Genomic DNA, 18,130 nt, shown 5'->3' with positions numbered 1-18,130 from the left:
AGGTGACGCGCGCCGGGGACGCGCAGGAGGGATGTCCGTTCACTACTACAGACACGGGAGGAGAGGATCAATGTCGCCAGGGCGCCGGCGCTGCCGCCGCTATTCCGCGGCGCCGAGGTGTTGGGCGAGGCTGCGATAGTTGCCGCGCAGCGCGCGGTAGTAGTCGCCGCTGCCGGGATCGTCGCTGTGGCGAACAAGGTCGGTGACCGGCATATAGCTGAGCATGCGTCCGCCGTCGGGAAGCGCCGTGCAGATGAAGCGCAGCACCTGTCCATCGGCGAGATTGATGTTGATCGGCGTGGAATCGCCGGTCCGGATCATTTCGGTGCGCTTGGCGATGAATGCGCTCAGCTCGTCCTCGGGCAGTTGCCAGGCGCCGGTGTCGCGGCCGTGATACATCAGCGCGATGAAGGGCGGCTTGCTGTCGGCCTGCTCGTCGGACAGCTTGAAGTAATCGCGGAAGGCGCGGTTGATGAATTCGGCGCGGGTATCGGCATCGAGCAGCACGATGCCGATATCGACCTGATCGAGAGCAGCCGACAGGCGATCCGCGGTCGCATGGTGCTTCTTCTCCCATGCGAACGCATCGACCCATTTCTGGCGCAAGAGGCCGGTGATGAGCGCGGTACCGCCGGCGGTAACCGCCAGCAGCAGCATGCGCGCCAGGTCCGACATGTCGTAACCGGGCGTGGCGCGGTGGTTGAGGAAGAACAGCGCGGAAGACGCCACCGCAATGACGGCGCTGGCCATGCCGGAGACGATGCCGCTGACGGAAGCGGCAAGCGCGACGATGCAGACGAACAGCGGCGCGGGATTGGGGACGGGAACGAAATGCCGGTCGACCAGGAAGGCGATCAACGCCGTCGCTGTCGTAAGAGCTGGACCAGAGATTGCGCGCCAGTTTAACTGCATGCGGTTCTCGTCGCTTGCCGGGAATAAGACGCAAGCATGCCCGATTGTTGCGATTGTGCACGCCTTTCTGCCGCCAGTCTTAAGAGGGCGTTGCAGGAAGCCGGCGAGCTTTCGTATTTTTGAAATCAAATGATATCGAGTTAAGGAACGGGGTACTGCACCCGACGATTAGCGCATGACATTTTGCAAGAGGACATCGATGCCCACTGTTTCCCCGACGCTGCTGCCGATCCTGATGCTGTTTGCCTCCAACGTCTTCATGACGTTTGCCTGGTATGGCCATCTGAAATTCAAGGAGAGCCCGCTGGCGCTGATCGTGGTGGTGAGCTGGGGAATCGCCTTCGTCGAGTACTGGCTGGCGGTGCCGGCCAACCGCTGGGGCAGCGCGGTCTATTCGGCGGCGGAGCTCAAGACCATGCAGGAGGTGATCACGCTGGTGGTATTTGCCTGCTTCTCGGTGCTCTACCTGAAGGAGCCGCTGGGATGGAACCACGCGCTCGGCTTTCTCTTCATCGCAATCGGCGCGTTCCTGATTTTTCACAAATGGGCGTGAGTTGACGGCGATGGCGTGTTCGCGGTCTGAATACCTGACCACTGGCCCAAGCCTAGATTGTAGCCGCAGATGACGCTCCGGCGTCGGATGCTGGCGCGTCCGGTCTTGTGAAGAAAGCCGCTCAGTCGCATAAGCCGAAGAAAGTGGCGAAGAGAAAGATGGCTAAGAAACGGCCCGCTAATAATGATAGCGGCACTGAGCAATGTCGAGTTGCTGAGTGTCACCCTTCCCGGAAACACGATACACCAAGCGATGTTCGCCAGAAATGCGGCGCGACCACCATCCTTGGAGTGCATGTTTAAGGGGCTCTGGTTTCCCAAGCCCCTTAAACGGATCGCGCTTAATATCTTTGATTAGACCGTTTATGACTTCGAGGATCTTTTCATCCTCTTTTTGCCATTGAAGATACTCTTGGCAGGCATCTTCCGTCCAAGCGGTTTTCATGCCTTTGCCGAACCTGCCTTTGTTGGCTCGATCAACTCGTGTTCAGTTAGTTTGCCCTCGTCCGCTTCCTTGATTGAACGTAGAAGACGTACTGCATTGGCGGGACTCTTCAGGAGGTGGGCGGTCTCCATGAGGCTCTCATACTCATCCTCCGCCATGAGAACGACGGTGCGGGCATTCTGGCGGGTGACGAACAGGGGTGCGCGATCATCGCAAACCTCGTCCATGTAGGACGCGAGGTTGTTACGCAGTTCAGTGTAAGAAACGTACGCCATCTCCCGCTCCTTTTGCTGCATGGGGGGATATGTACAGATATATGTACATATGTTGATGCGATGTCAACAAGAGGTTTAGTTCCCCGCCGTTCACACCAAGTGCGCATCGTCACTTCACGGCCGGCGCCACCCGCAGTACCCGTCCGTTCGAACTATCTGTGAGCAGCCACAGCGAGCCGTCCGGCCCCTGGCGGACGTCCCGGATGCGCTCGTGCAGGTTTTCCAGCAGGCGTTCCTCCGACGTCACCGCGTTGCCGTTCAACGTCAGCCGCACCAGCATCGCGCCGCGCAGCGCGCCGGTGAACAGGCTGCCGTTCCATTTTGGAAACAGTTTTCCGGTATAGAAGGCCATGCCCGACGGCGCGATCGACGGCACCCAGTATTTCAGCGGCTGCTCCATGCCGTCCTTGGCCGTAGCATCGTGGATCTTGGCGCCGGAGTAATCGATGCCGTAGCCGATCACCGGCCAGCCGTAATTCTTGCCCTTGCCGATCAGGTTGAGCTCGTCGCCACCGCGCGGGCCGTGCTCGATTTCCCAGGGGTCGCCGGAAGCCGGATTGATCGCGAGCGCCTGCACGTTGCGGTGCCCGTAACTCCAGATCTCTGGCTTGGCGTCAGTGCGGCCCGCGAACGGATTGCCTGATGGCACCGAACCATCGGGCGCGATCCGGATCAGTTTGCCGAGATGGTTGCCGAGATTCTGCGCCTGGTCGCGGTGAGTGAAATGATCGCCCAGCGCCACGAACAGATTGCCGTCCTCGGCCTGCGCGATGCGGCAACCGTAATGATTGCCTGATGACAGCGGCCCTTGCTGGCGGAAGATGATTTTGACGTCGTCGAGGCGGACGTTGCCGTCGTTGAGTTTTGCACGGGCGACCGTGGTGCGCCCGCCACCGTCGGTTCGTTCGGCAAAGCAGAAATAGATGGTCTTGTTCTGCGCAAAGGACTTGTCGACGACGACATCGAGCAGGCCGCCCTGGCTGGACGCCCAGACCTCGGGAACGCCCTTCAGCGGCGGCGAGATCTGTCCTTCGGCCGTAACGATGCGCATGCGGCCCGGACGCTCGGTCACCAGCATCTTGCCGTCGGGCAGGAACGCCAGCGCCCAGGGATTAGCGAGGCCTCTGGCGATGGTCCGGATTTCGAGTTCGCCCGCCGACGAACCAAATGCCTGCTCCTGGCCACGCGTGCCGGTGGCGATCAGGAACGAGGCGGCGAGCAGGATCGCGACCGCCAGCGCGGCCGTCACAAGGCCGACAGGTGTTTTCATCCTGGTCGTCCAGTCGCGATGCCGATCATCGCGCGTTCGCTAATGATGCTAACAGAAAAGCCGCAACTGTCACGGAATCGGCATGGCGACGGTGGCCTTGATCGACAGCACCGTCAGGGTGACCATGACGCAAAGCGACAGCGTGCCGATCGCGAGGGAGGTGGCGATGGCACCAAGCAATCGGGAAGAAGCGACGGGCGCGCGGCTGCTCTCGAAGCCGACCGCGCCGGGTGACCGTATCATTGGCCTAAATCCTTGTAACGCGGGACGAATCACCCGCGACTCACGCGACGTCAGGAAAATGTTGCAATGATCGCCGGCAACATTGCGGCGGGCCAGCCGCTGAAAACGGCGGAATCGCGGCAAAGGTTAATGTTGTGCCCGCTATTGTTAACCTTTGGCGCCGTGCTCGCGCGAAAGTGAGGAGGCCGGCTGCAGGCGTGGCGGCAATTATGCGCCGGCGGCGACGCCGGCCTGGTCGTCCACCGTGGTCTCCCGCCGCCAGTCCATGGTGACGAAGCCGGGGGTCTGCTCGACCCGCCGCAGCCACGCGCGGATGGCAGGGAAGGTCGCGAGATCATAATCGCAGCGGTCGGCGACGTGGGTGTAACCGTACAGCGCAATATCGGCGACCGTCAGTTGCCCCGCCGCGAAATAGGCGCGGGTCTTGAGATGGTTTTCCATCACCTGAAGCGCGGCATAGCCGCGCTCCATCCAGTCCTCCAGCGCATGTGTCTGCAGGTCGCGGCCGCCCTTGACCAGCGACAGCCAGAAATAGGCGGCGCCGATATTGGGCTCGAGCGCGTGCTGCTCGAAGAACATCCATTGCAGCGCTTCGGCGCGCTCGACCCGTGACTCCGGGGCCAGCGATGTGCCGCCGCAGACATACCAGAGGATGGCGTTGGACTCGGCGAGATAGCGTCCGTCGGCGACTTCCAGGAGCGGCACCTGTCCGCTGGGATTCTTCTCCAGAAAATCCGGCGTGCGGCTTTCGCCCCGGAGAATGTCGACTTCGATTGCATGATACGGCGCGTTGAGCAGCGCCAGCGCAAGGCGGACCTTGTAGCTGTTGCCGGAGCGCTGCATCGAATAAAGCTTGTACATCGTCGTTGGGTTCACTCGGGTCGAATCGCGCACGCGGTAGGCGAACTGCGAAAAGCTCTCGCGCCGCAACGCGGCTAAACAATGATGCCGATACGAATGCGTCGCAAGGCCCGGAGAATGGAAAAAGTCGAAAACCTCTACTGCACTGCACGCGCGCAGCATGTCATGCCACAGTGCATGGATCACGTGGCCGGGAGCGGAGGAGCGGGCTGGCTCAAGCCCTCGCGACGAAGGCTGCGTCCACTTCCGGCATGGCCGAGGGGAATCCGAATCGCGGGTGAGACACCCTGGCGTTGAGTCCACCTTGGCCGCGAAGCGACGTGCGCCACATCATCCGCACCCTGGGGTGGAGAACCGGAAGGCCGCGGCGGCCATCCATTGTGGCCATGTCGGACAGTGGCCCCGGGGCCATCAGCCGCTCTCGGCATCGCGGTCCCTGTCGGACGTTCGGGCTTGCCCACCCCCTTGTCAGATATGAGTCAATTCGCCGTGGAACTTAGCGAATATTGCGCCGATATTGCTCCGATCGTACCGAGCCTGCGCGACGTTCCCTAAAGTTTGACCCGTATCCGGCCAAGCTTCTTGCGATGCAGCGCGCAGCGCCTTAGGGTGCGGCGTTCCCATCAAAAAGAGTCGTGAATTTCAGAGTTCACGACGTTTGCCAGGAGATGATGATGCCCTTCCTGTCCGCCTCGCTCGCCCGTGTGAAGCCGTCCGCGACGATTGCGGTCACGGATAAAGCGCGCGCGCTGAAAGCGGCGGGCCGCAACGTCATCGGCCTCGGCGCCGGCGAGCCGGACTTCGACACGCCCGCCAACATCAAGCTGGCGGCGATCCACGCCATCGAGGCCGGCAAGACCAAGTACACCGATGTCGGCGGCATTCCCGAGCTGAAGGAAGCCATCATCGCCAAGTTCCAGCGCGAGAACGGCCTGGCCTACAAGCCGAACCAGATCATCGTCGGCACCGGCGGCAAGCAGGTGCTCTACAACGCGCTGATGGCGACGCTTAACCCCGGCGACGAGGTCATCATTCCGGCGCCGTACTGGGTCAGCTATCCGGAAATGGTGGCGCTCGCCGGCGGCGAGACGGTGCCGGTGGTGTGCCCGGCGTCCAGCGGCTTCAAGCTGCGGCCCGACGATCTGGAAAAGGCGATCACGCCGAAGACCAAATGGATCATCCTGTGCTCGCCCTCGAACCCGACCGGCGCCGCGTACTCGCGCGCTGAACTGAAGGCGATCACCGACGTGCTGGTGAAGCACCCGCATGTCTGGGTGATGACCGACGACATGTACGAGCACCTGGTCTATGACGACTTCCAGTTTGCGACGCCCGCGCAGGTCGAGCCGAAACTGTACGAGCGCACGCTGACGGTGAACGGCGTGTCGAAGGCCTATTGCATGACCGGCTGGCGCATCGGCTATGCGGGCGGCCCGGCCGACCTGATCAAGGCGATGGCGACGATTCAGTCGCAGTCGACCTCGAACCCGTCGTCGATCGCGCAGTGGGCTTCGGTCGAGGCACTGAACGGTCCGCAGGACTTCATCCCGGTGCACAACAAGACCTTCAAGGAGCGCCGCGATCTCGTGGTCTCGATGCTGAACCAGGCCAAGGGCATCGAATGTCCGCGGCCCGAAGGCGCGTTCTACGTCTATCCGTCCTGCGCCGGCACCATCGGCAAGACCTCGCCGTCCGGCAAGGTGATCGCCAATGACGAGGACTTCGTCACCGAGTTGCTCGAGAGCGAAGGCGTCGCCGTCGTGCAGGGTTCGGCGTTCGGGCTCGGCCCCGCGTTCCGGATCTCCTATGCGACGAAAACCTCCGATCTCGAAGATGCCTGCAAGCGCATCCAGCGCTTTTGTGGCAATTTGAGATAAGAAGCGTTTCCAATCGAAGCCTGTCCCGCACTTGATGCGGGATGGCCTTGCGGTTTTTTTCGAAGAAAACGCGTTGGAAAAAAGGCGTGTCAAATCACATTGCGCGTGAAGCACAGCGCGATGTTTTGACGGCTTCTTGAGGAAGCGCCATGTTTTGGACACGGCGCTTCCCTCCTGTCCGCCCGCAGATTTAATTTTTCATGCGGAGACTGGGACACATGCGACTTCTGACTTTGACTATCGCCACGCTGGCGCTGATGGCGCCAATCGCGACCGCCAGCGCGGCGCCGCCGGTTCGCGCCGGCATCCTGCAATGCCAGGGCGGCCAGAATGTCGGCTTCGTGGTCGGCTCGGTCACGAGCCTCGAATGCGTGTTCCGCAGCGAAGGCCGCCGGCCTGAACCCTACATTGCCAAGGTGCAGCGCATCGGTCTCGATCTCGGCGTCACCGAGCAGACGCAGTTGTCCTGGGCGGTCAGTGCGCCGAACAGTCGGCTCGGCCGCGGCGAACTCGCCGGCAGCTATGGCGGCGTCGGTGCCAACGCATCGATCGGCATCGGCGGCGGCGGCAACTTCCTGGTCGGCGGTCCCGCGAACGCCTACGCACTGCAGCCGATCAGCTTGCAGGGACAGACCGGGCTGAACGTCACGGCCGGAATCGCCGGCCTCGAACTGCAGCCGTTCTACAGCAACGGCCCGCGCCGGCACACCCATCGCCGCCATCGTCATCGCGGCTGAGCATGACACGTTAAGGAAAAGGCCCGCGCAAGCGGGCCTTTTTCGTCTCGGACACCTTCGTTTGTTCTAAGCAGCCGAAATGAAAGTAATCCGGCCGGCCGCGCCGCGTTTGCGATGCGGCTTCAAGGTAATCTCTACATCCTGATCGAAGGCGGTCAGCATCCGCATCAGCTTTTCCACGGAAACCAGCCGGAATTGGCCACGCAGCAGCTTCGACAGGTCGGGCTGCTTCATCCCTATCAGCTTGGCCGCCGCGATCTGGGTCAGGCCACGTTCGGCAATCAGTCGCTTCAACTGCACCACCAGTGCAGCCTTGAGCTGGTGCTCCTCTGCATTAGGTAGACCAAGGTCAGCGAAGATGTTGCCGCTGCCGACTTCATGGGCAGGCAGTTTCTTGGCGCTCATCAATTTCTTGGCGCTCATCATCGAACTCCCTTGGTTGCCTTGTGAATGGCTTCGGCGTCGCGCAGGCGTTGGCGTATCAAATCCAAATGTCGCTGAGGGGTCGCGATCCCGCTGGTGGATTTCTTCTGGAACGCGTGCAGGACATAAAGGACGCCCTCAAGACGCACCGTGTAGACGGCTCGATAGGCGTCGCCGTCGAAGTTGTCGCGAATCTCCAAAACCCCGCTCAAACCCTTCAGGGGCTTGGCGCTGTGCGGATGCTCCCCGATTTGCGCTTCGAACAGAGCTTGCCCGATCCCGCTGCGGACGGCCGCTGGGAATCCTTGCAGGTCCTTTCGGCTGGAGCCCACGAAAACCGCAGGTCTGATAGCGCGGAGCAAATCTTTCACAAATTATAGATATATACCTATATACAGTTCGTCAAGGGCCGCTAGTCGGGACGCGAAGCCAGGTCCGGCGGTTGTGCACCGAAGCTTGATGGACCTAATCCCAGATGCGCATGCGTGCAGCGAAAATCTCGCTTCGCTCGCACCGGAATGACGTTCGCCTCTGAAACGGTTGTGTAGCTCCTGCCAATCTGGCACGGCCTGTGATGATATGGCATAGAACGGCGAGCGCAGCGGGCGCGGCGTTGTTCTTGATTTCTGCTCGCATCACAGTTTTTCAGCCGGAGATTACTTCATGCGTCGTTTCCTCATCCTGGCCACGCTCGCCGCGCTGGCTTCGTCGATCGGCGGCGCCAATGCGCAGCAGGTGACGCGCGTGCAGGTTGGCGTGCTGGAGTGTCGCGGCGGCGCCAGCGTTGGGTTTATCGTCGGTTCCGTCACCAATCTCGGCTGCGTGCTGCGCGCCGAAGGGATGCCGGAAGACCGCTACATCGCCACCATCCGGAAAGTGGGACTCGATCTCGGCATCACCCAGGAATCGGCGCTGGCCTGGGGCGTGTTCGCACCTGTAGCACGGCTCGGGCCGGGCGGTCTGTCCGGCGACTATGTCGGCGCGCAGGGCAGCGCCACGCTCGGCGTCGGTGTCGGCGGCAACGTGCTGGTCGGCGGCTCCGCCAATTCGATCGCGTTGCAGCCCTTGAGCCTGCAGGGTCAGGTCGGCATCAGCATCGCTGCCGGATTGGAAAGCCTGGAACTCCGGCCGGGGAGGTAGTCAAGGCTGCCTCTACGTCATTGCGAGCGAAGCGAAGCAATCCATACCTCAACGCGGAGATAGATGGATTGCTTCGTCGCTTCGCTCCTCGCAATTGCGGTGGCTGGCTTTTTCGGTCCCACGATGTAGCGCGCGTAGCCCGGATGAGCGAAGCGATATCTGGGTCTTCAAGCCGGTATTTTCCCGCATATCGCTGCGCTCATGCGGGGTACTTGCTACGCGCTGAATTAGCCGCACTTCATTTTCGCCACGGGGCATCTTGACCTACGACCGTGATCGGCCTTAAAAAGAATAAGCATTCTTTTTGGAGAGGTCGCGAAATGCTGCAGCATCAGCCCAGCCGGACCGCCGAATACATGGCCATGTTCCGGGCGTCAGAGCATGCGAAAGGTGCCGGACGACGCGTGTTTACCGATCCACTGGCCGTCGCGCTGTTGCCAGGAAGCCTGCGGCTATCAGCCAAACTGCTCGCAGTACGTCCGGTGGGCGAAATGCTCAACCGCTACATCGACCGGCAATGGCCGGGCGCGCGAACCTCCGGCATCGCCCGCACGCGCCTGATCGACGACTGGATCGAGGAATCGATTGGACAGGCCGAGCAGGTCGTGTTGCTCGGCGCGGGCTTCGATACGCGGGCCTGGCGGCTTGCCGCGCTGGATTCCGTCAAGGTTTTTGAAGTGGATCACCCTGCAACGGCCAAGGTGAAACGGGAGCGGCTGCAGGCCGCCGGCGCCGATCTGAACCGGGTGACCTTTGTCGCCGTCGATTTCGAGATCAATGATTTCGAACAGCGTCTGCGCGATGCCGGCTTCGATCCGGCGCGGCGCACGATCGTCGTGTGGGAAGGCGTCAGCCAGTATCTGACCGGCGATGCGGTCTGCGGCGTGATGCGCTGGGCGGGCCGGCTTGCGCCGCGCAGCCGGTTCATCTTCACCTATGTTCATGAGGGCGCGATCGACGGCAGCGTCACGTTCGATGGCGCAGAGAAAGTCATCGCCAAGGTCGATGGCTCGGGTGAACCTTGGCGGTTCGGCTTGCTGCCGGGCGAATTGCCGGACTTCCTGCGCGAGCGCGGGCTGAGACTGGTGAGCGATCTCGGCGCCGATCAATACCGGGAGCGGGTGATGGGACAAGCCGGCCGCCACATGCAGGGCTACGGCTTCTATCACACGGTGCTTGCGGAAGTCGGCGATGCCTAGGATATCAGCCGCTCGCGCCAACGAGCAGCGCGGGCGCATCCTCGATGCCGCGCTGACATGCTTTGCGCGCGAAGGTTTTCATGCGGCAACCGTGCAGGACATCGTCGAGGAGTCGAGGCTTAGTCCCGGCGCGATCTACGGATATTTCAAGGGCAAGACCGAGATCGCGATGGCGATCGCTTCCGAACGTCATGCGATGGAACGCCGGCGCATGGAATTTGCGCTGGCCGCGCCTGACATCGATACCGGCCTGCAGCGCCTGGTCGAGGGATTCGTGCTTGAATTGCGCAACCCTAAGGAAAGACGATGGCGCCATCTGGCCGTGCAGCTTTGGGCGGAGAGCCTCTCCAATCCACGATTGAAGCGCGAAGCGCTGGCGGGGGTTTCCCAGGCCGTGGACGTGTTGGCGCCGATGATCGCGCAGGCGCAACGGCAGGGGCGTTGGCCGCAGCATCTCGATCCACCTTCGGCCGCCCGCGTGATGGTCGCGGTCCTGCAAGGCATTTCGCTACAGCTTGCCTGGGACGGCCGCGTCGATATTGAGCGCTTCGCCGTCGCGCTGCGGATCATGCTCGATCCGTCTTCGGACGGAGCGGGTGCCGCGACCGGCTGAGCGGCGAATTGGCTTTCGAGTTCCAGGTTGGGAGACGGTGAGCGGACCCAAGACCTTACGTGCCCGGGCGACGTCGACATATCGACTGGATGCACCGCAGCGAATTTTTCCCGCTTGCCAAAATCACCGGACAGGCGGAGCATTGGAGGTCGCCGACCCAATCACGGGCCGAGCTCCAAACAAAGGAGGCGGCAATGGGACAAGACGTCAGAAGTCCCCGCGGTCCACGGTGCATTGCACTGGTGGGCCCTTTCCAGAGCGGTAAAACCACACTTCTAGAAGCCATACTGGCGCGAACGGGCGCCATTCGTAATGCCGGCAGCGTCGATGCCGGAACTTCGGTCGGCGATTCCAGCCCCGAGGCGCGGAACCACAAGATGGGCGTCGGCCTCTCCGCCGCCACCACCACCTTCATGGGCGACAGTTACACCTTTATCGATTGTCCTGGCTCGATCGAGTTCGCGCAGGACATGCGCGCCGCGCTGCCCGCGGTCGATGCCGCGGTCGTGGTCTGCGAGGCGGACGAGAAGAAGCTGCCGCAACTGCAGATCATCCTGCGCGAGCTCGAGGATCTCGGCATTCCCCGTTTTCTGTTTCTGAACAAGATCGACCGCGCCAACAAGCGCATCCGCGAAACGCTGGCGACGTTGCAGCCGGCCTCCCGTGTGCCGCTGGTGCTGCGGCAGATCCCGATCTGGAACGGCGACTTGATCGAAGGTTTTGTCGATCTCGCGCTGGAGCGCGCCTTCGTTTACCGCGAACACAAGCCTTCCGAAGTCATTGCGCTGGAAGGCGGCAATCTCGACCGCGAGAAGGAAGCGCGCTTCTCGATGCTGGAGAAGCTCGCCGATCACGACGACGCGCTGATGGAGCAGCTGCTGGAAGACATCCAGCCGCCGCGTGACGCTGTGTTCGACGACCTCGCCCGCGAATTGCGCGAAGGCCTGATCTGCCCGGTGCTGCTGGGTGCGGCGAGCCGCGAAAACGGCGTGCTGCGCCTGATGAAGGCGCTGCGGCATGAAGCGCCCGGCGTTGCCGAGACGGCGAAACGCCTCGGCGCGTCGTCGCAAAAGGATGCGCTGGCCTATGTGTTCAAGACGCTGCATCTGCAACACGGCGGCAAGCTGTCGCTGGTGCGGCTGCTCGCCGGCCATCTCGATGACGGCGCGACGCTGCAATCTTCCTCCGGCGAAGCAGGGCGGGTTTCCGGTATTCTCGCGGTGAGCGGCGGACACGACACCAAGCGGGCCGCGGCCGAGGTCGGAGACACGATCGCGCTCGGCAAGCTCGACGCGGTCAAGACCGGCGACACGCTGTCGAGCGGCAAGACCGCGCCGCCGGCGCTGATAGCCATTGCGCCGGCGCCGCCGGTGCTGGCGATGTCGCTCGCGGCGACCGACCGCAAGGATGACGTCAAGCTCGGTCAGGCGCTGCTGCGGCTGAACGAGGAGGACCAGTCGCTGACGATGATCCAGAATCCGCGCACCCACGACACCGTGCTGTGGGGGCAGGGCGAGATGCATTTGCGCGTCGCTCTCGAGCGGCTCAAGGACCGCTTCGGCGTCAATGTCAAATCGCACCCGCCTGCGATCGGCTATCAGGAGACCATCCGCAAATCGATCACCCAGCGCGGCCGCCACAAGAAGCAATCCGGCGGCCATGGCCAGTTCGGCGACGTGGTGCTGGAAATCAAGCCGGTGCCGCGCGGCACGGGCTTCGAATTCCACGAAAAGGTCGTCGGCGGCGCGGTGCCGCGCAACTATATCGGCGCGGTGGAAGAGGGCGTGGTCGATGGCCTTACGAAGGGCCCGCTCGGCTTCCCGGTCATCGATCTTCACGTCACGCTGACCGACGGCTCCTATCACAGCGTCGATTCCTCCGATCTCGCCTTCCGCACCGCGGCGCGGATCGGCATGAGCGAGGCGCTGCCGCAGTGCCAGCCGGTGTTGCTGGAGCCGATCCACGTGGTGGAGATCGTCTGTCCGAACGACGCCACGGCGAAGATCAACGCCATCCTGTCGGCGCGGCGCGGCCAGATCCTGGGCTTCGACACCCGCGACAACTGGCCGGGATGGGATTGCGTCCGCGCCACCATGCCGGAAGCCGAGATCGGTGACCTGATCGTGGAATTGCGTTCGGCCACCGCCGGCGCCGGCAGCTTTACGAGGCAGTTCGACCGCATGGCCGAAGTCACCGGCCGCGCCGCCGACCAGATCATCGCCGCGCATCGCGTCGCGGCGTGAGATATACCGGGATCATGCCTCTCGAACCGGGGGCATGATCCCGAGCAGCCCATGAACAGCATCGATCTGTCCCTGAAAATGAAACGGCTGACGCAGTGGCTGGACGGCCAGCGCCCGTCTGCCCGTTTCATTCGAAAATGCTTCGACGGCCCGCCGTTTGGAAGCTGCTACGTCACCATCGATCCCGACCGGCAGGCACGGTTCGCATCCGGCAACATGAATCGCGTCTATCTGTGCGGGGCCGAGCCCGGCATGGATTCGGACAGTATTCGCCATGTCATCGATCTGTTCGCCGCTGAGGGGATCGGGCGATTTTTCGTCTGGCTCAGTCCAGGCCCCAGGATGGAGGCTGTGCGCGGCTGGCTTGGGGCAAACGGACTTACGCGCGTGCAATGGACTGGTTATCCGACGCTATGCCGCAGCGTCCGTTCGCCCGTTCCGTTCAGCACCGACCTTGAAGTGCGCGAAGTCGGCGCGGATGAAATCGCCGCCATGCACGAGCCTCCGGATCAGACCATTTGGCCGGACTATGTGCGGACGACCGGCAGCGAAGGCTTCTTCTACTACATGGCGTTCGACGGCCAACGTCCGGTGGCGATTGCGGCGCTGTGCATGTTCGAAGACATCGGCTACTTGATGGCGGCGGCAACCGCCGAAAGCCACCGCAGGCGCGGGGCGCAGCAGGCGCTGATCGCAAAGCGGATCGAACGCGCCGAAGCGCTCGGCTGCGCGATCGAAGTATCCGAGACCTTGTACATGCTCGAACACTCCTGGCGGAATCTGCAGCGCGCCGGCTTTCAGGAGGTGTACGAGAAAGAGGTCTACGAGTGGAGCGCCTGATGGCGTAAGTCCTGCCGCGTCGCGGCCTCCGGCGTGTTACGGCATTGACTCCGGGCCCGGCTTGCCTGATGTGACGGGCATGACAAGTGCAGCCAACCCCCCCGCCGCGTGCCTGATCGGATGGCCGGCCGCGCATTCGCGCTCGCCGTTGATCCATCACTACTGGCTGCGGACGCTCGGCATCGAGGGCGGCTATGTCATCGAGGCGGTGCCGCCCGACGAGTTCAAGGATTTCATTTTCCGGCTGTCGCTGCGCGGCTTCGCCGGCGCCAACGTCACCATTCCCCACAAGGAGCGCGCGCTTTCGCTGTCGAAGCCGGACGCGCGCGCCCGCGCGGTCGGTGCGGCCAACACGCTGTGGTTCGAGAATGGCGAGCTCTGCTCGACCAACACCGACGTCGAAGGCTTCATCAACAATCTCGACGCTTGCGCTGATGGATGGGACAGGTGCGAGGATGCGCTGGTGCTCGGCGCCGGCGGTTCGTCGCGCGCGGTGCTGTTCGGATTGCTCGACCGTGGCGTCAAGCGCATTCATCTCGCCAACCGTACCATCGAGCGCGCCCGCGCGCTGGCGGATCAATTCGGCGCGAGCGTTCTGCCGGTGACGTGGGATGCGCTCGGCGCGCTCCTGCCGTGCGCCGGACTGCTGGTGAATACGACCTCGCTCGGCATGAAGGGGCAGCCGCCGCTCGAACTCGATGTCGGGCAGTTGCCGTCACACGCCGTCGTCGCCGATCTCGTGTACGTGCCGCTCGACACGCCATTGCTGACGGCTTCACGCGCGCGGGGACTGAAGACCGCCGACGGGCTCGGCATGCTGCTGCACCAGGCGGTGCGCGGTTTCGAATTGTGGTTCGGCCGGCGCCCCGAGGTGACGGCGGAACTTCGTGCGCTGGTCGAGGCCGATCTCACAAATACATGATCGGCTGATCGCGGAGACTTGAGCCGGAATTTTTTTGAAACGCCGGGGTCAATGGTTACTTCAGTGCCGCCACCGGAGATTCCCGCCATGTCCGTCAGTCGCTTTCAGCTCATTCGCCCGCTTGTCGCCGTCGCCATGGTCGCCGGCTCCACGCTTTACGCGATCGCGCAGCAGCCGCCTACGCCGACGCGCGTTCGCGGCACCATCGAGGCCGTCGATGGCGACGTGCTCGCCGTGAAGTCGCGTGGCGGCGAGGACGTGAGGCTGCGTATGACCGGCGACATCAATATCGTCGGCATCAGCAAGATCTCGCTGTCCGACATCAAGGTCGGTTCCTTCATCGGCACCACCACAGTGCCGGGACCTGACGGCAGCCAGAACGCGGTCGAGGTGCATGTGTTTCCGGAAGCGATGCGCGGCACCGGCGAGGGCTCGCGGCCCTATGATCTGCGTCCCAACTCCACCATGACCAACGCCACGGTGGCGGAGTCCGTGGTCGGTAATGACGGTCACACCCTGATGATCAAATACAAGGGCGGCGAGAAGAAAGTCGTGGTCTCCCCGGAGACGCCGGTCGTGACCTACGTCCCCGCCGGCAAGTCCGACCTCAAACCGGGCGCCAAGGTGATCGCCTTCATGAAGAAGCTGCCGGACGGTTCGCTCGAGACCAGCCGGGTCAGCGTCGGCCGCGACGGGCTGACCCCGCCGATGTGAAGTCGCCTCCTGGAATAGCTACACCCGTGCGGTGTTTGCGTTGAGTTGGGCGCCAAATATACCTCGGGAGGAGTATCATGCTGCAATCTTCTTCATGGCCGCGCCTGCTCGCGGCCTGGCTGACCTTTGCCACCCTGCTTGGATCGGCGGCCTGGGCGCAACAGCCGCCGACGGTTCGCATTCGCGGCACCATCGAGGCCGTGGACCTGCCCATGCTGTCGATCAAGTCGCGCGAGGGCACCGACATGAAGGTGCGCGTCACCGACAATGTCGCGGTGTTCGGCGTGGCCAAGACCGAATTGTCGGAGATCAAGGAAGGCTCCTATATCGGCGTCACCGCGATGCCGGAGCCTGACGGCACCCAGAAGGCGGTCGCGGTGCATATCTTCCCCGAAAACCAGCGCGGCGCGGCCGAAGGTTTCCGGCCCTGGGATCAGCGGCCGAACTCGACCATGACGAATGCCACCGTCGCCCAGACGGTGAAGGGCACTGATGGCCAGAACATCCTGGTCAAGTACAAGGACGGGGAAAAGAAAGTCGTGGTGCCGGAGGGTACGCCGATCGTCACCTTCGTCGCCGGCGACAAGTCCGAACTGAAGCCGGGTGCGAAGATCATCATCTTCGGCGCGGTGAAGAAGGACGACGGCACGCTCGAAGCCGCCCGCGTCAATGTCGGCCGCGACGGGATCACGCCGCCGATGTGATGGATCGAAAGTTGCCTCTCGCGTGCCAGATGGATGACCGAGTCGAGAATATGCGGTTCGAGCGCCGCAGCTCTGCCGTTGCGCATGGTGTCATCGGGACACGCGCACGGTCTCCCAGTTGCGTGATATTGGTTCCGGCTCGCCTTGATGAGGATCGCGGCGATGGCCGCGGTAGTCAGTGCGATCTCAGCCTTGCGCTTGATCTCAGGCGGTGCGGGCTTCTCGGGGACGCGGGCGGCGCGACCTTCTCAGTTTGAATTTTGAGGGTGGAAGCCGAATTGTTGGTCGCACTTGGGGTAGCGGTCGTGGCAATAGGAGGTGATACAGGGGCCGTAAAGGCAAGGGGCTTGGCTACTGGGGCCAGCGGCTGCGCGACAGCCGCGACTGGCGCATAGTTAACCGGGCTGCCGTGGCGGCCTACATAGTAAGCCCCTAGCGCAGTGGTACCCAAGAGAACGAGTAGCGCTTTCGCCCGCATACTCGCACCGCTACTTTAGCCGGTCTTTCGAGCATTCATGGCTCGCTCAACCTCGTCGGCTAGTTGATCCAGATGTCGCGCAAGCCGGTCGAACATTTCACGCTTCGCTTTGCCAGTAGCCAAGTCCCGAACAAGCGCGCATTCGGCCGCGTCTTTGCGCAGCTTCTCCACATGAGTTTGATAATCCTTCATCGTCCCCTGCCTGTCTTAATTTTCCATGACGGTGGCACGGAGAACAGGGAGCTGAACTAAAAAATATTAAGTCGGGACCGGGCTTAGGCTGCGATAAACGCGATCTCCAATTTTCTCAATTGCTCCAAGCTCAAGGCGTTTCGTCTCTAACTTGCTCGCACGTCCACTGTAGTATCGATCAGCGGCCTCTGTGAGCGTGTGTAGAAGCCTTCCCGCATAACTGCGCCGATTATCTCGTCACTAACAGTGCGCGCCGCGCGCTTTTTTCGCCAGCGGCCTGCTATTCCCGCAGGCAGTGGCGCTCCTCGTCGGATCACCAGAAGCTGGCTCTTTCCTCGAACGTATACGTCGAACATGCCGGTCACCTCCAAGTTCGTTATAGGCGCAGCGTGCGCGGAATGAGGTGGCAAAAGCGCAACAGATCGGCGTGAAGCTGCGATTAGAAATACCGCTGCGAACGAATGTGCTGAGTGCGTCGCCCGGTTTCCCGGGTTCTCCAGGAGGCGGGGCTTAGTCGAGAATTAACCGGTCGTTGGTTGCGCGATTTCCAACTCATGGCGACCCCCACGTCGCGCTGCTCCATCGATTAGGAACCGCACGGAACGGCGGCCTTCACTACGGCGGTCGGCGTGCCGGTCAATCCCGCAGATAACGCGCCTCAATGCGGCAACGAGCGAATGATATGGGGCTTTAGTGTCAGCAGATCGGTGAAGACATCGGCTTGCCGCCGCAGATCGTCGGCGATCATCGACGGTCGGCTCGATATCGTCGAGACGACTGTTACCCGAACACCGCGGCGCTGGATCGCTTCAACCAGCCTCCGATAATCGCCGTCGCCGGAGAAGAGCACCATCTCGTCGATCTGCTCCGCCATCTCCATGGCGTCGACGGTCAGTTCAATTTCCATATTGCCTTTGGTACGGCGACGGCCATTGCCATCGAAGAACTCCTTCGTTGCCTTGGTGACAACGGTATATCCGTTGTAATCCAGCCAATCGATCAATGGCTTGACGACGAAGTTCGTCTGGCCCTCGATGAGGCAGGTGTAATAGAACGCGCGCAGAAGCTCGCCGCGGCCTTCGAACTCACTCCGCAAGCGCCGATAGTCGATATCAAAGCCGAGCGTCCTTGCGGTCGCGTGCAGATTCGAGCCGTCGATGAAGAGTGCTATCCTGTTGGGACGAGCAGGCATGCAAAAAAGCTGCTTTGATTCAAATCAACTGGAACTGGTCGCGAACTGCGACTAGGCTAATGACGTCGTTGATGCGAGCAACAGGTTATATTGAACGCCGAACAGCAGGTCTTGTGATTGCTGGCCAACGATTTGGCTCTTGAGGCCAACTTTCGTCGTGATCGCAACAAGCGTTCTGACCAAACAAGCGCCGAGGGCCGATGCGTCCTGCTGAGCGAAATCGCCTCGCTTCGATACCGAGCGCAGCTGGCGGTATCGCGCGGCTGGCATGTACAGTCCTGTCCAAGGCGGAAAAGCC

22 protein-coding genes are annotated in these 18,130 nt (G+C 62.3%); 11 read left to right on the top strand and 11 right to left on the bottom strand.

All coding sequences use genetic code 11. The features are described 5' to 3' along the window. Positions 1-99: 99 nt before the first annotated feature. Entirely contained in the window at positions 100-912 is an 813-nt protein-coding gene (locus tag KIP88_RS10225) for a PAS-domain containing protein (protein ID WP_214487755.1), read from the bottom strand. 199 nt (positions 913-1,111) lie between these two features. Between KIP88_RS10225 and KIP88_RS10220 the strand changes: the two genes are divergently transcribed. Continuing rightward, entirely contained in the window at positions 1,112-1,465 is a 354-nt protein-coding gene (locus KIP88_RS10220) for a DMT family protein (protein WP_214487754.1), read from the top strand. Positions 1,466-1,642: 177 nt separating this feature from the next. Here KIP88_RS10220 and KIP88_RS10215 read toward each other — a convergent pair whose 3' ends face one another. The 5 genes from KIP88_RS10215 to KIP88_RS10195 all read right to left on the bottom strand — a co-directional run bounded on the left by KIP88_RS10215 (position 1,643) and on the right by KIP88_RS10195 (position 4,558). Next, positions 1,643-1,909 (bottom strand): Txe/YoeB family addiction module toxin, encoded by a 267-nt coding sequence (locus KIP88_RS10215; RefSeq protein WP_214487753.1) that lies wholly within the window; start codon positions 1,907-1,909, stop codon positions 1,643-1,645. Further along, a complete protein-coding gene (locus KIP88_RS10210) occupies positions 1,906-2,184 on the bottom strand; it encodes a type II toxin-antitoxin system Phd/YefM family antitoxin (protein WP_214487752.1) in 279 nt (92 codons plus the stop codon). The genes KIP88_RS10215 and KIP88_RS10210 overlap by 4 nt, the downstream gene beginning before the upstream one ends. Before the next feature lie 109 nt (positions 2,185-2,293). Further along, on the bottom strand, positions 2,294-3,454 hold the full coding sequence (locus KIP88_RS10205) for a PQQ-dependent sugar dehydrogenase (RefSeq protein ID WP_214487751.1): 1,161 nt from the start codon (positions 3,452-3,454) through the stop codon (positions 2,294-2,296). Between the two features lie 69 nt (positions 3,455-3,523). Beyond that, a complete protein-coding gene (locus KIP88_RS10200) occupies positions 3,524-3,697 on the bottom strand; it encodes a hypothetical protein (protein ID WP_214487750.1) in 174 nt (57 codons plus the stop codon). 207 nt (positions 3,698-3,904) lie between these two features. Then, complete coding sequence (locus KIP88_RS10195) at positions 3,905-4,558, bottom strand: glutathione S-transferase family protein (RefSeq protein ID WP_214488016.1); 654 nt, start codon at positions 4,556-4,558, stop codon at positions 3,905-3,907. 674 nt (positions 4,559-5,232) lie between these two features. On the opposite strand from KIP88_RS10195, the gene KIP88_RS10190 reads away from it, so the two are divergent. Further along, positions 5,233-6,435 carry a pyridoxal phosphate-dependent aminotransferase gene (locus tag KIP88_RS10190; RefSeq protein WP_214487749.1) on the top strand — a complete coding sequence of 401 codons (1,203 nt, stop codon included), beginning with the start codon at positions 5,233-5,235 and terminating at the stop codon, positions 6,433-6,435. A gap of 218 nt (positions 6,436-6,653) precedes the next feature. Continuing rightward, a complete protein-coding gene (locus tag KIP88_RS10185) occupies positions 6,654-7,172 on the top strand; it encodes a DUF992 domain-containing protein (RefSeq protein WP_214487748.1) in 519 nt (172 codons plus the stop codon). A 66-nt stretch (positions 7,173-7,238) separates the two neighbouring features. Here KIP88_RS10185 and KIP88_RS10180 read toward each other — a convergent pair whose 3' ends face one another. Next, positions 7,239-7,595: a helix-turn-helix domain-containing protein gene (locus KIP88_RS10180; protein WP_374226441.1), complete on the bottom strand. Its 357-nt coding sequence runs from the start codon at positions 7,593-7,595 to the stop codon at positions 7,239-7,241. Beyond that, positions 7,595-7,966 (bottom strand): type II toxin-antitoxin system RelE/ParE family toxin, encoded by a 372-nt coding sequence (locus KIP88_RS10175; protein ID WP_214487746.1) that lies wholly within the window; start codon positions 7,964-7,966, stop codon positions 7,595-7,597. Before KIP88_RS10175 ends, KIP88_RS10180 begins: the two co-directional genes overlap by 1 nt. A gap of 292 nt (positions 7,967-8,258) precedes the next feature. Here KIP88_RS10175 and KIP88_RS10170 point away from each other — a divergent pair, with 292 nt between their 5' ends. From KIP88_RS10170 to KIP88_RS10135, 8 genes are all read left to right on the top strand, one after another. Continuing rightward, positions 8,259-8,735, top strand: a complete 477-nt coding sequence (locus KIP88_RS10170) for a DUF992 domain-containing protein (RefSeq protein WP_214487745.1) — start codon at positions 8,259-8,261, stop codon at positions 8,733-8,735. 320 nt (positions 8,736-9,055) lie between these two features. Then, positions 9,056-9,934: an SAM-dependent methyltransferase gene (locus KIP88_RS10165; RefSeq protein ID WP_214487744.1), complete on the top strand. Its 879-nt coding sequence runs from the start codon at positions 9,056-9,058 to the stop codon at positions 9,932-9,934. Then, positions 9,927-10,547, top strand: coding sequence for a TetR/AcrR family transcriptional regulator (locus KIP88_RS10160; RefSeq protein WP_214487743.1), 621 nt, complete (start codon positions 9,927-9,929; stop codon positions 10,545-10,547). Before KIP88_RS10165 ends, KIP88_RS10160 begins: the two co-directional genes overlap by 8 nt. Positions 10,548-10,741: 194 nt before the next feature. Then, positions 10,742-12,790, top strand: coding sequence for an elongation factor G (locus KIP88_RS10155; protein WP_214487742.1), 2,049 nt, complete (start codon positions 10,742-10,744; stop codon positions 12,788-12,790). A gap of 51 nt (positions 12,791-12,841) precedes the next feature. Continuing rightward, on the top strand, positions 12,842-13,630 hold the full coding sequence (locus KIP88_RS10150) for a GNAT family N-acetyltransferase (RefSeq protein ID WP_214487741.1): 789 nt from the start codon (positions 12,842-12,844) through the stop codon (positions 13,628-13,630). 79 nt (positions 13,631-13,709) lie between these two features. Then, positions 13,710-14,552, top strand: coding sequence for a shikimate dehydrogenase (locus tag KIP88_RS10145; RefSeq protein ID WP_214487740.1), 843 nt, complete (start codon positions 13,710-13,712; stop codon positions 14,550-14,552). A gap of 87 nt (positions 14,553-14,639) precedes the next feature. After that, complete coding sequence (locus KIP88_RS10140; protein ID WP_374226440.1) at positions 14,640-15,266, top strand: hypothetical protein; 627 nt, start codon at positions 14,640-14,642, stop codon at positions 15,264-15,266. A gap of 77 nt (positions 15,267-15,343) precedes the next feature. Beyond that, positions 15,344-15,970: a hypothetical protein gene (locus KIP88_RS10135; RefSeq protein WP_214487739.1), complete on the top strand. Its 627-nt coding sequence runs from the start codon at positions 15,344-15,346 to the stop codon at positions 15,968-15,970. A gap of 493 nt (positions 15,971-16,463) precedes the next feature. Here the strand turns inward: KIP88_RS10135 and KIP88_RS10130 are convergent, their stop codons facing one another. From KIP88_RS10130 to KIP88_RS10120, 3 genes are all read right to left on the bottom strand, one after another. Next, on the bottom strand, positions 16,464-16,640 hold the full coding sequence (locus KIP88_RS10130) for a hypothetical protein (protein ID WP_214487738.1): 177 nt from the start codon (positions 16,638-16,640) through the stop codon (positions 16,464-16,466). Between the two features lie 658 nt (positions 16,641-17,298). After that, on the bottom strand, positions 17,299-17,832 hold the full coding sequence (locus KIP88_RS10125; RefSeq protein WP_214487737.1) for an NYN domain-containing protein: 534 nt from the start codon (positions 17,830-17,832) through the stop codon (positions 17,299-17,301). A gap of 51 nt (positions 17,833-17,883) precedes the next feature. Continuing rightward, positions 17,884-18,102, bottom strand: coding sequence for a hypothetical protein (locus KIP88_RS10120; protein WP_214487736.1), 219 nt, complete (start codon positions 18,100-18,102; stop codon positions 17,884-17,886). Positions 18,103-18,130: the final 28 nt, after the last annotated feature.

Source organism: Bradyrhizobium sp. SRL28, assembly GCF_018596315.1.
Classification (GTDB): domain Bacteria; phylum Pseudomonadota; class Alphaproteobacteria; order Rhizobiales; family Xanthobacteraceae; genus Bradyrhizobium.
This window is presented reverse-complemented; position numbering and strand designations above follow the sequence as displayed.

What these genes read in the sequence shown, in the direction of transcription:
- KIP88_RS10150 (WP_214487741.1), top strand. Translation starts at nt 12,842, where the DNA reads ATGAACAGCATCGATCTGTCCCTGAAAATGAAACGGCTGACGCAGTGG.
- KIP88_RS10130 (WP_214487738.1), bottom strand. Translation starts at nt 16,640, where the DNA reads ATGAAGGATTATCAAACTCATGTGGAGAAGCTGCGCAAAGACGCGGCC.
- KIP88_RS10200 (WP_214487750.1), bottom strand. Translation starts at nt 3,697, where the DNA reads ATGATACGGTCACCCGGCGCGGTCGGCTTCGAGAGCAGCCGCGCGCCC.
- KIP88_RS10180 (WP_374226441.1), bottom strand. Translation starts at nt 7,595, where the DNA reads ATGAGCGCCAAGAAATTGATGAGCGCCAAGAAACTGCCTGCCCATGAA.
- KIP88_RS10170 (WP_214487745.1), top strand. Translation starts at nt 8,259, where the DNA reads ATGCGTCGTTTCCTCATCCTGGCCACGCTCGCCGCGCTGGCTTCGTCG.
- KIP88_RS10120 (WP_214487736.1), bottom strand. Translation starts at nt 18,102, where the DNA reads ATGCCAGCCGCGCGATACCGCCAGCTGCGCTCGGTATCGAAGCGAGGC.
- KIP88_RS10220 (WP_214487754.1), top strand. Translation starts at nt 1,112, where the DNA reads ATGCCCACTGTTTCCCCGACGCTGCTGCCGATCCTGATGCTGTTTGCC.
- KIP88_RS10195 (WP_214488016.1), bottom strand. Translation starts at nt 4,558, where the DNA reads ATGTACAAGCTTTATTCGATGCAGCGCTCCGGCAACAGCTACAAGGTC.
- KIP88_RS10155 (WP_214487742.1), top strand. Translation starts at nt 10,742, where the DNA reads ATGGGACAAGACGTCAGAAGTCCCCGCGGTCCACGGTGCATTGCACTG.
- KIP88_RS10160 (WP_214487743.1), top strand. Translation starts at nt 9,927, where the DNA reads ATGCCTAGGATATCAGCCGCTCGCGCCAACGAGCAGCGCGGGCGCATC.
- KIP88_RS10165 (WP_214487744.1), top strand. Translation starts at nt 9,056, where the DNA reads ATGCTGCAGCATCAGCCCAGCCGGACCGCCGAATACATGGCCATGTTC.
- KIP88_RS10125 (WP_214487737.1), bottom strand. Translation starts at nt 17,832, where the DNA reads ATGCCTGCTCGTCCCAACAGGATAGCACTCTTCATCGACGGCTCGAAT.
- KIP88_RS10190 (WP_214487749.1), top strand. Translation starts at nt 5,233, where the DNA reads ATGCCCTTCCTGTCCGCCTCGCTCGCCCGTGTGAAGCCGTCCGCGACG.
- KIP88_RS10140 (WP_374226440.1), top strand. Translation starts at nt 14,640, where the DNA reads ATGTCCGTCAGTCGCTTTCAGCTCATTCGCCCGCTTGTCGCCGTCGCC.
- KIP88_RS10215 (WP_214487753.1), bottom strand. Translation starts at nt 1,909, where the DNA reads ATGAAAACCGCTTGGACGGAAGATGCCTGCCAAGAGTATCTTCAATGG.
- KIP88_RS10135 (WP_214487739.1), top strand. Translation starts at nt 15,344, where the DNA reads ATGCTGCAATCTTCTTCATGGCCGCGCCTGCTCGCGGCCTGGCTGACC.
- KIP88_RS10225 (WP_214487755.1), bottom strand. Translation starts at nt 912, where the DNA reads ATGCAGTTAAACTGGCGCGCAATCTCTGGTCCAGCTCTTACGACAGCG.
- KIP88_RS10205 (WP_214487751.1), bottom strand. Translation starts at nt 3,454, where the DNA reads ATGAAAACACCTGTCGGCCTTGTGACGGCCGCGCTGGCGGTCGCGATC.
- KIP88_RS10210 (WP_214487752.1), bottom strand. Translation starts at nt 2,184, where the DNA reads ATGGCGTACGTTTCTTACACTGAACTGCGTAACAACCTCGCGTCCTAC.
- KIP88_RS10185 (WP_214487748.1), top strand. Translation starts at nt 6,654, where the DNA reads ATGCGACTTCTGACTTTGACTATCGCCACGCTGGCGCTGATGGCGCCA.
- KIP88_RS10145 (WP_214487740.1), top strand. Translation starts at nt 13,710, where the DNA reads ATGACAAGTGCAGCCAACCCCCCCGCCGCGTGCCTGATCGGATGGCCG.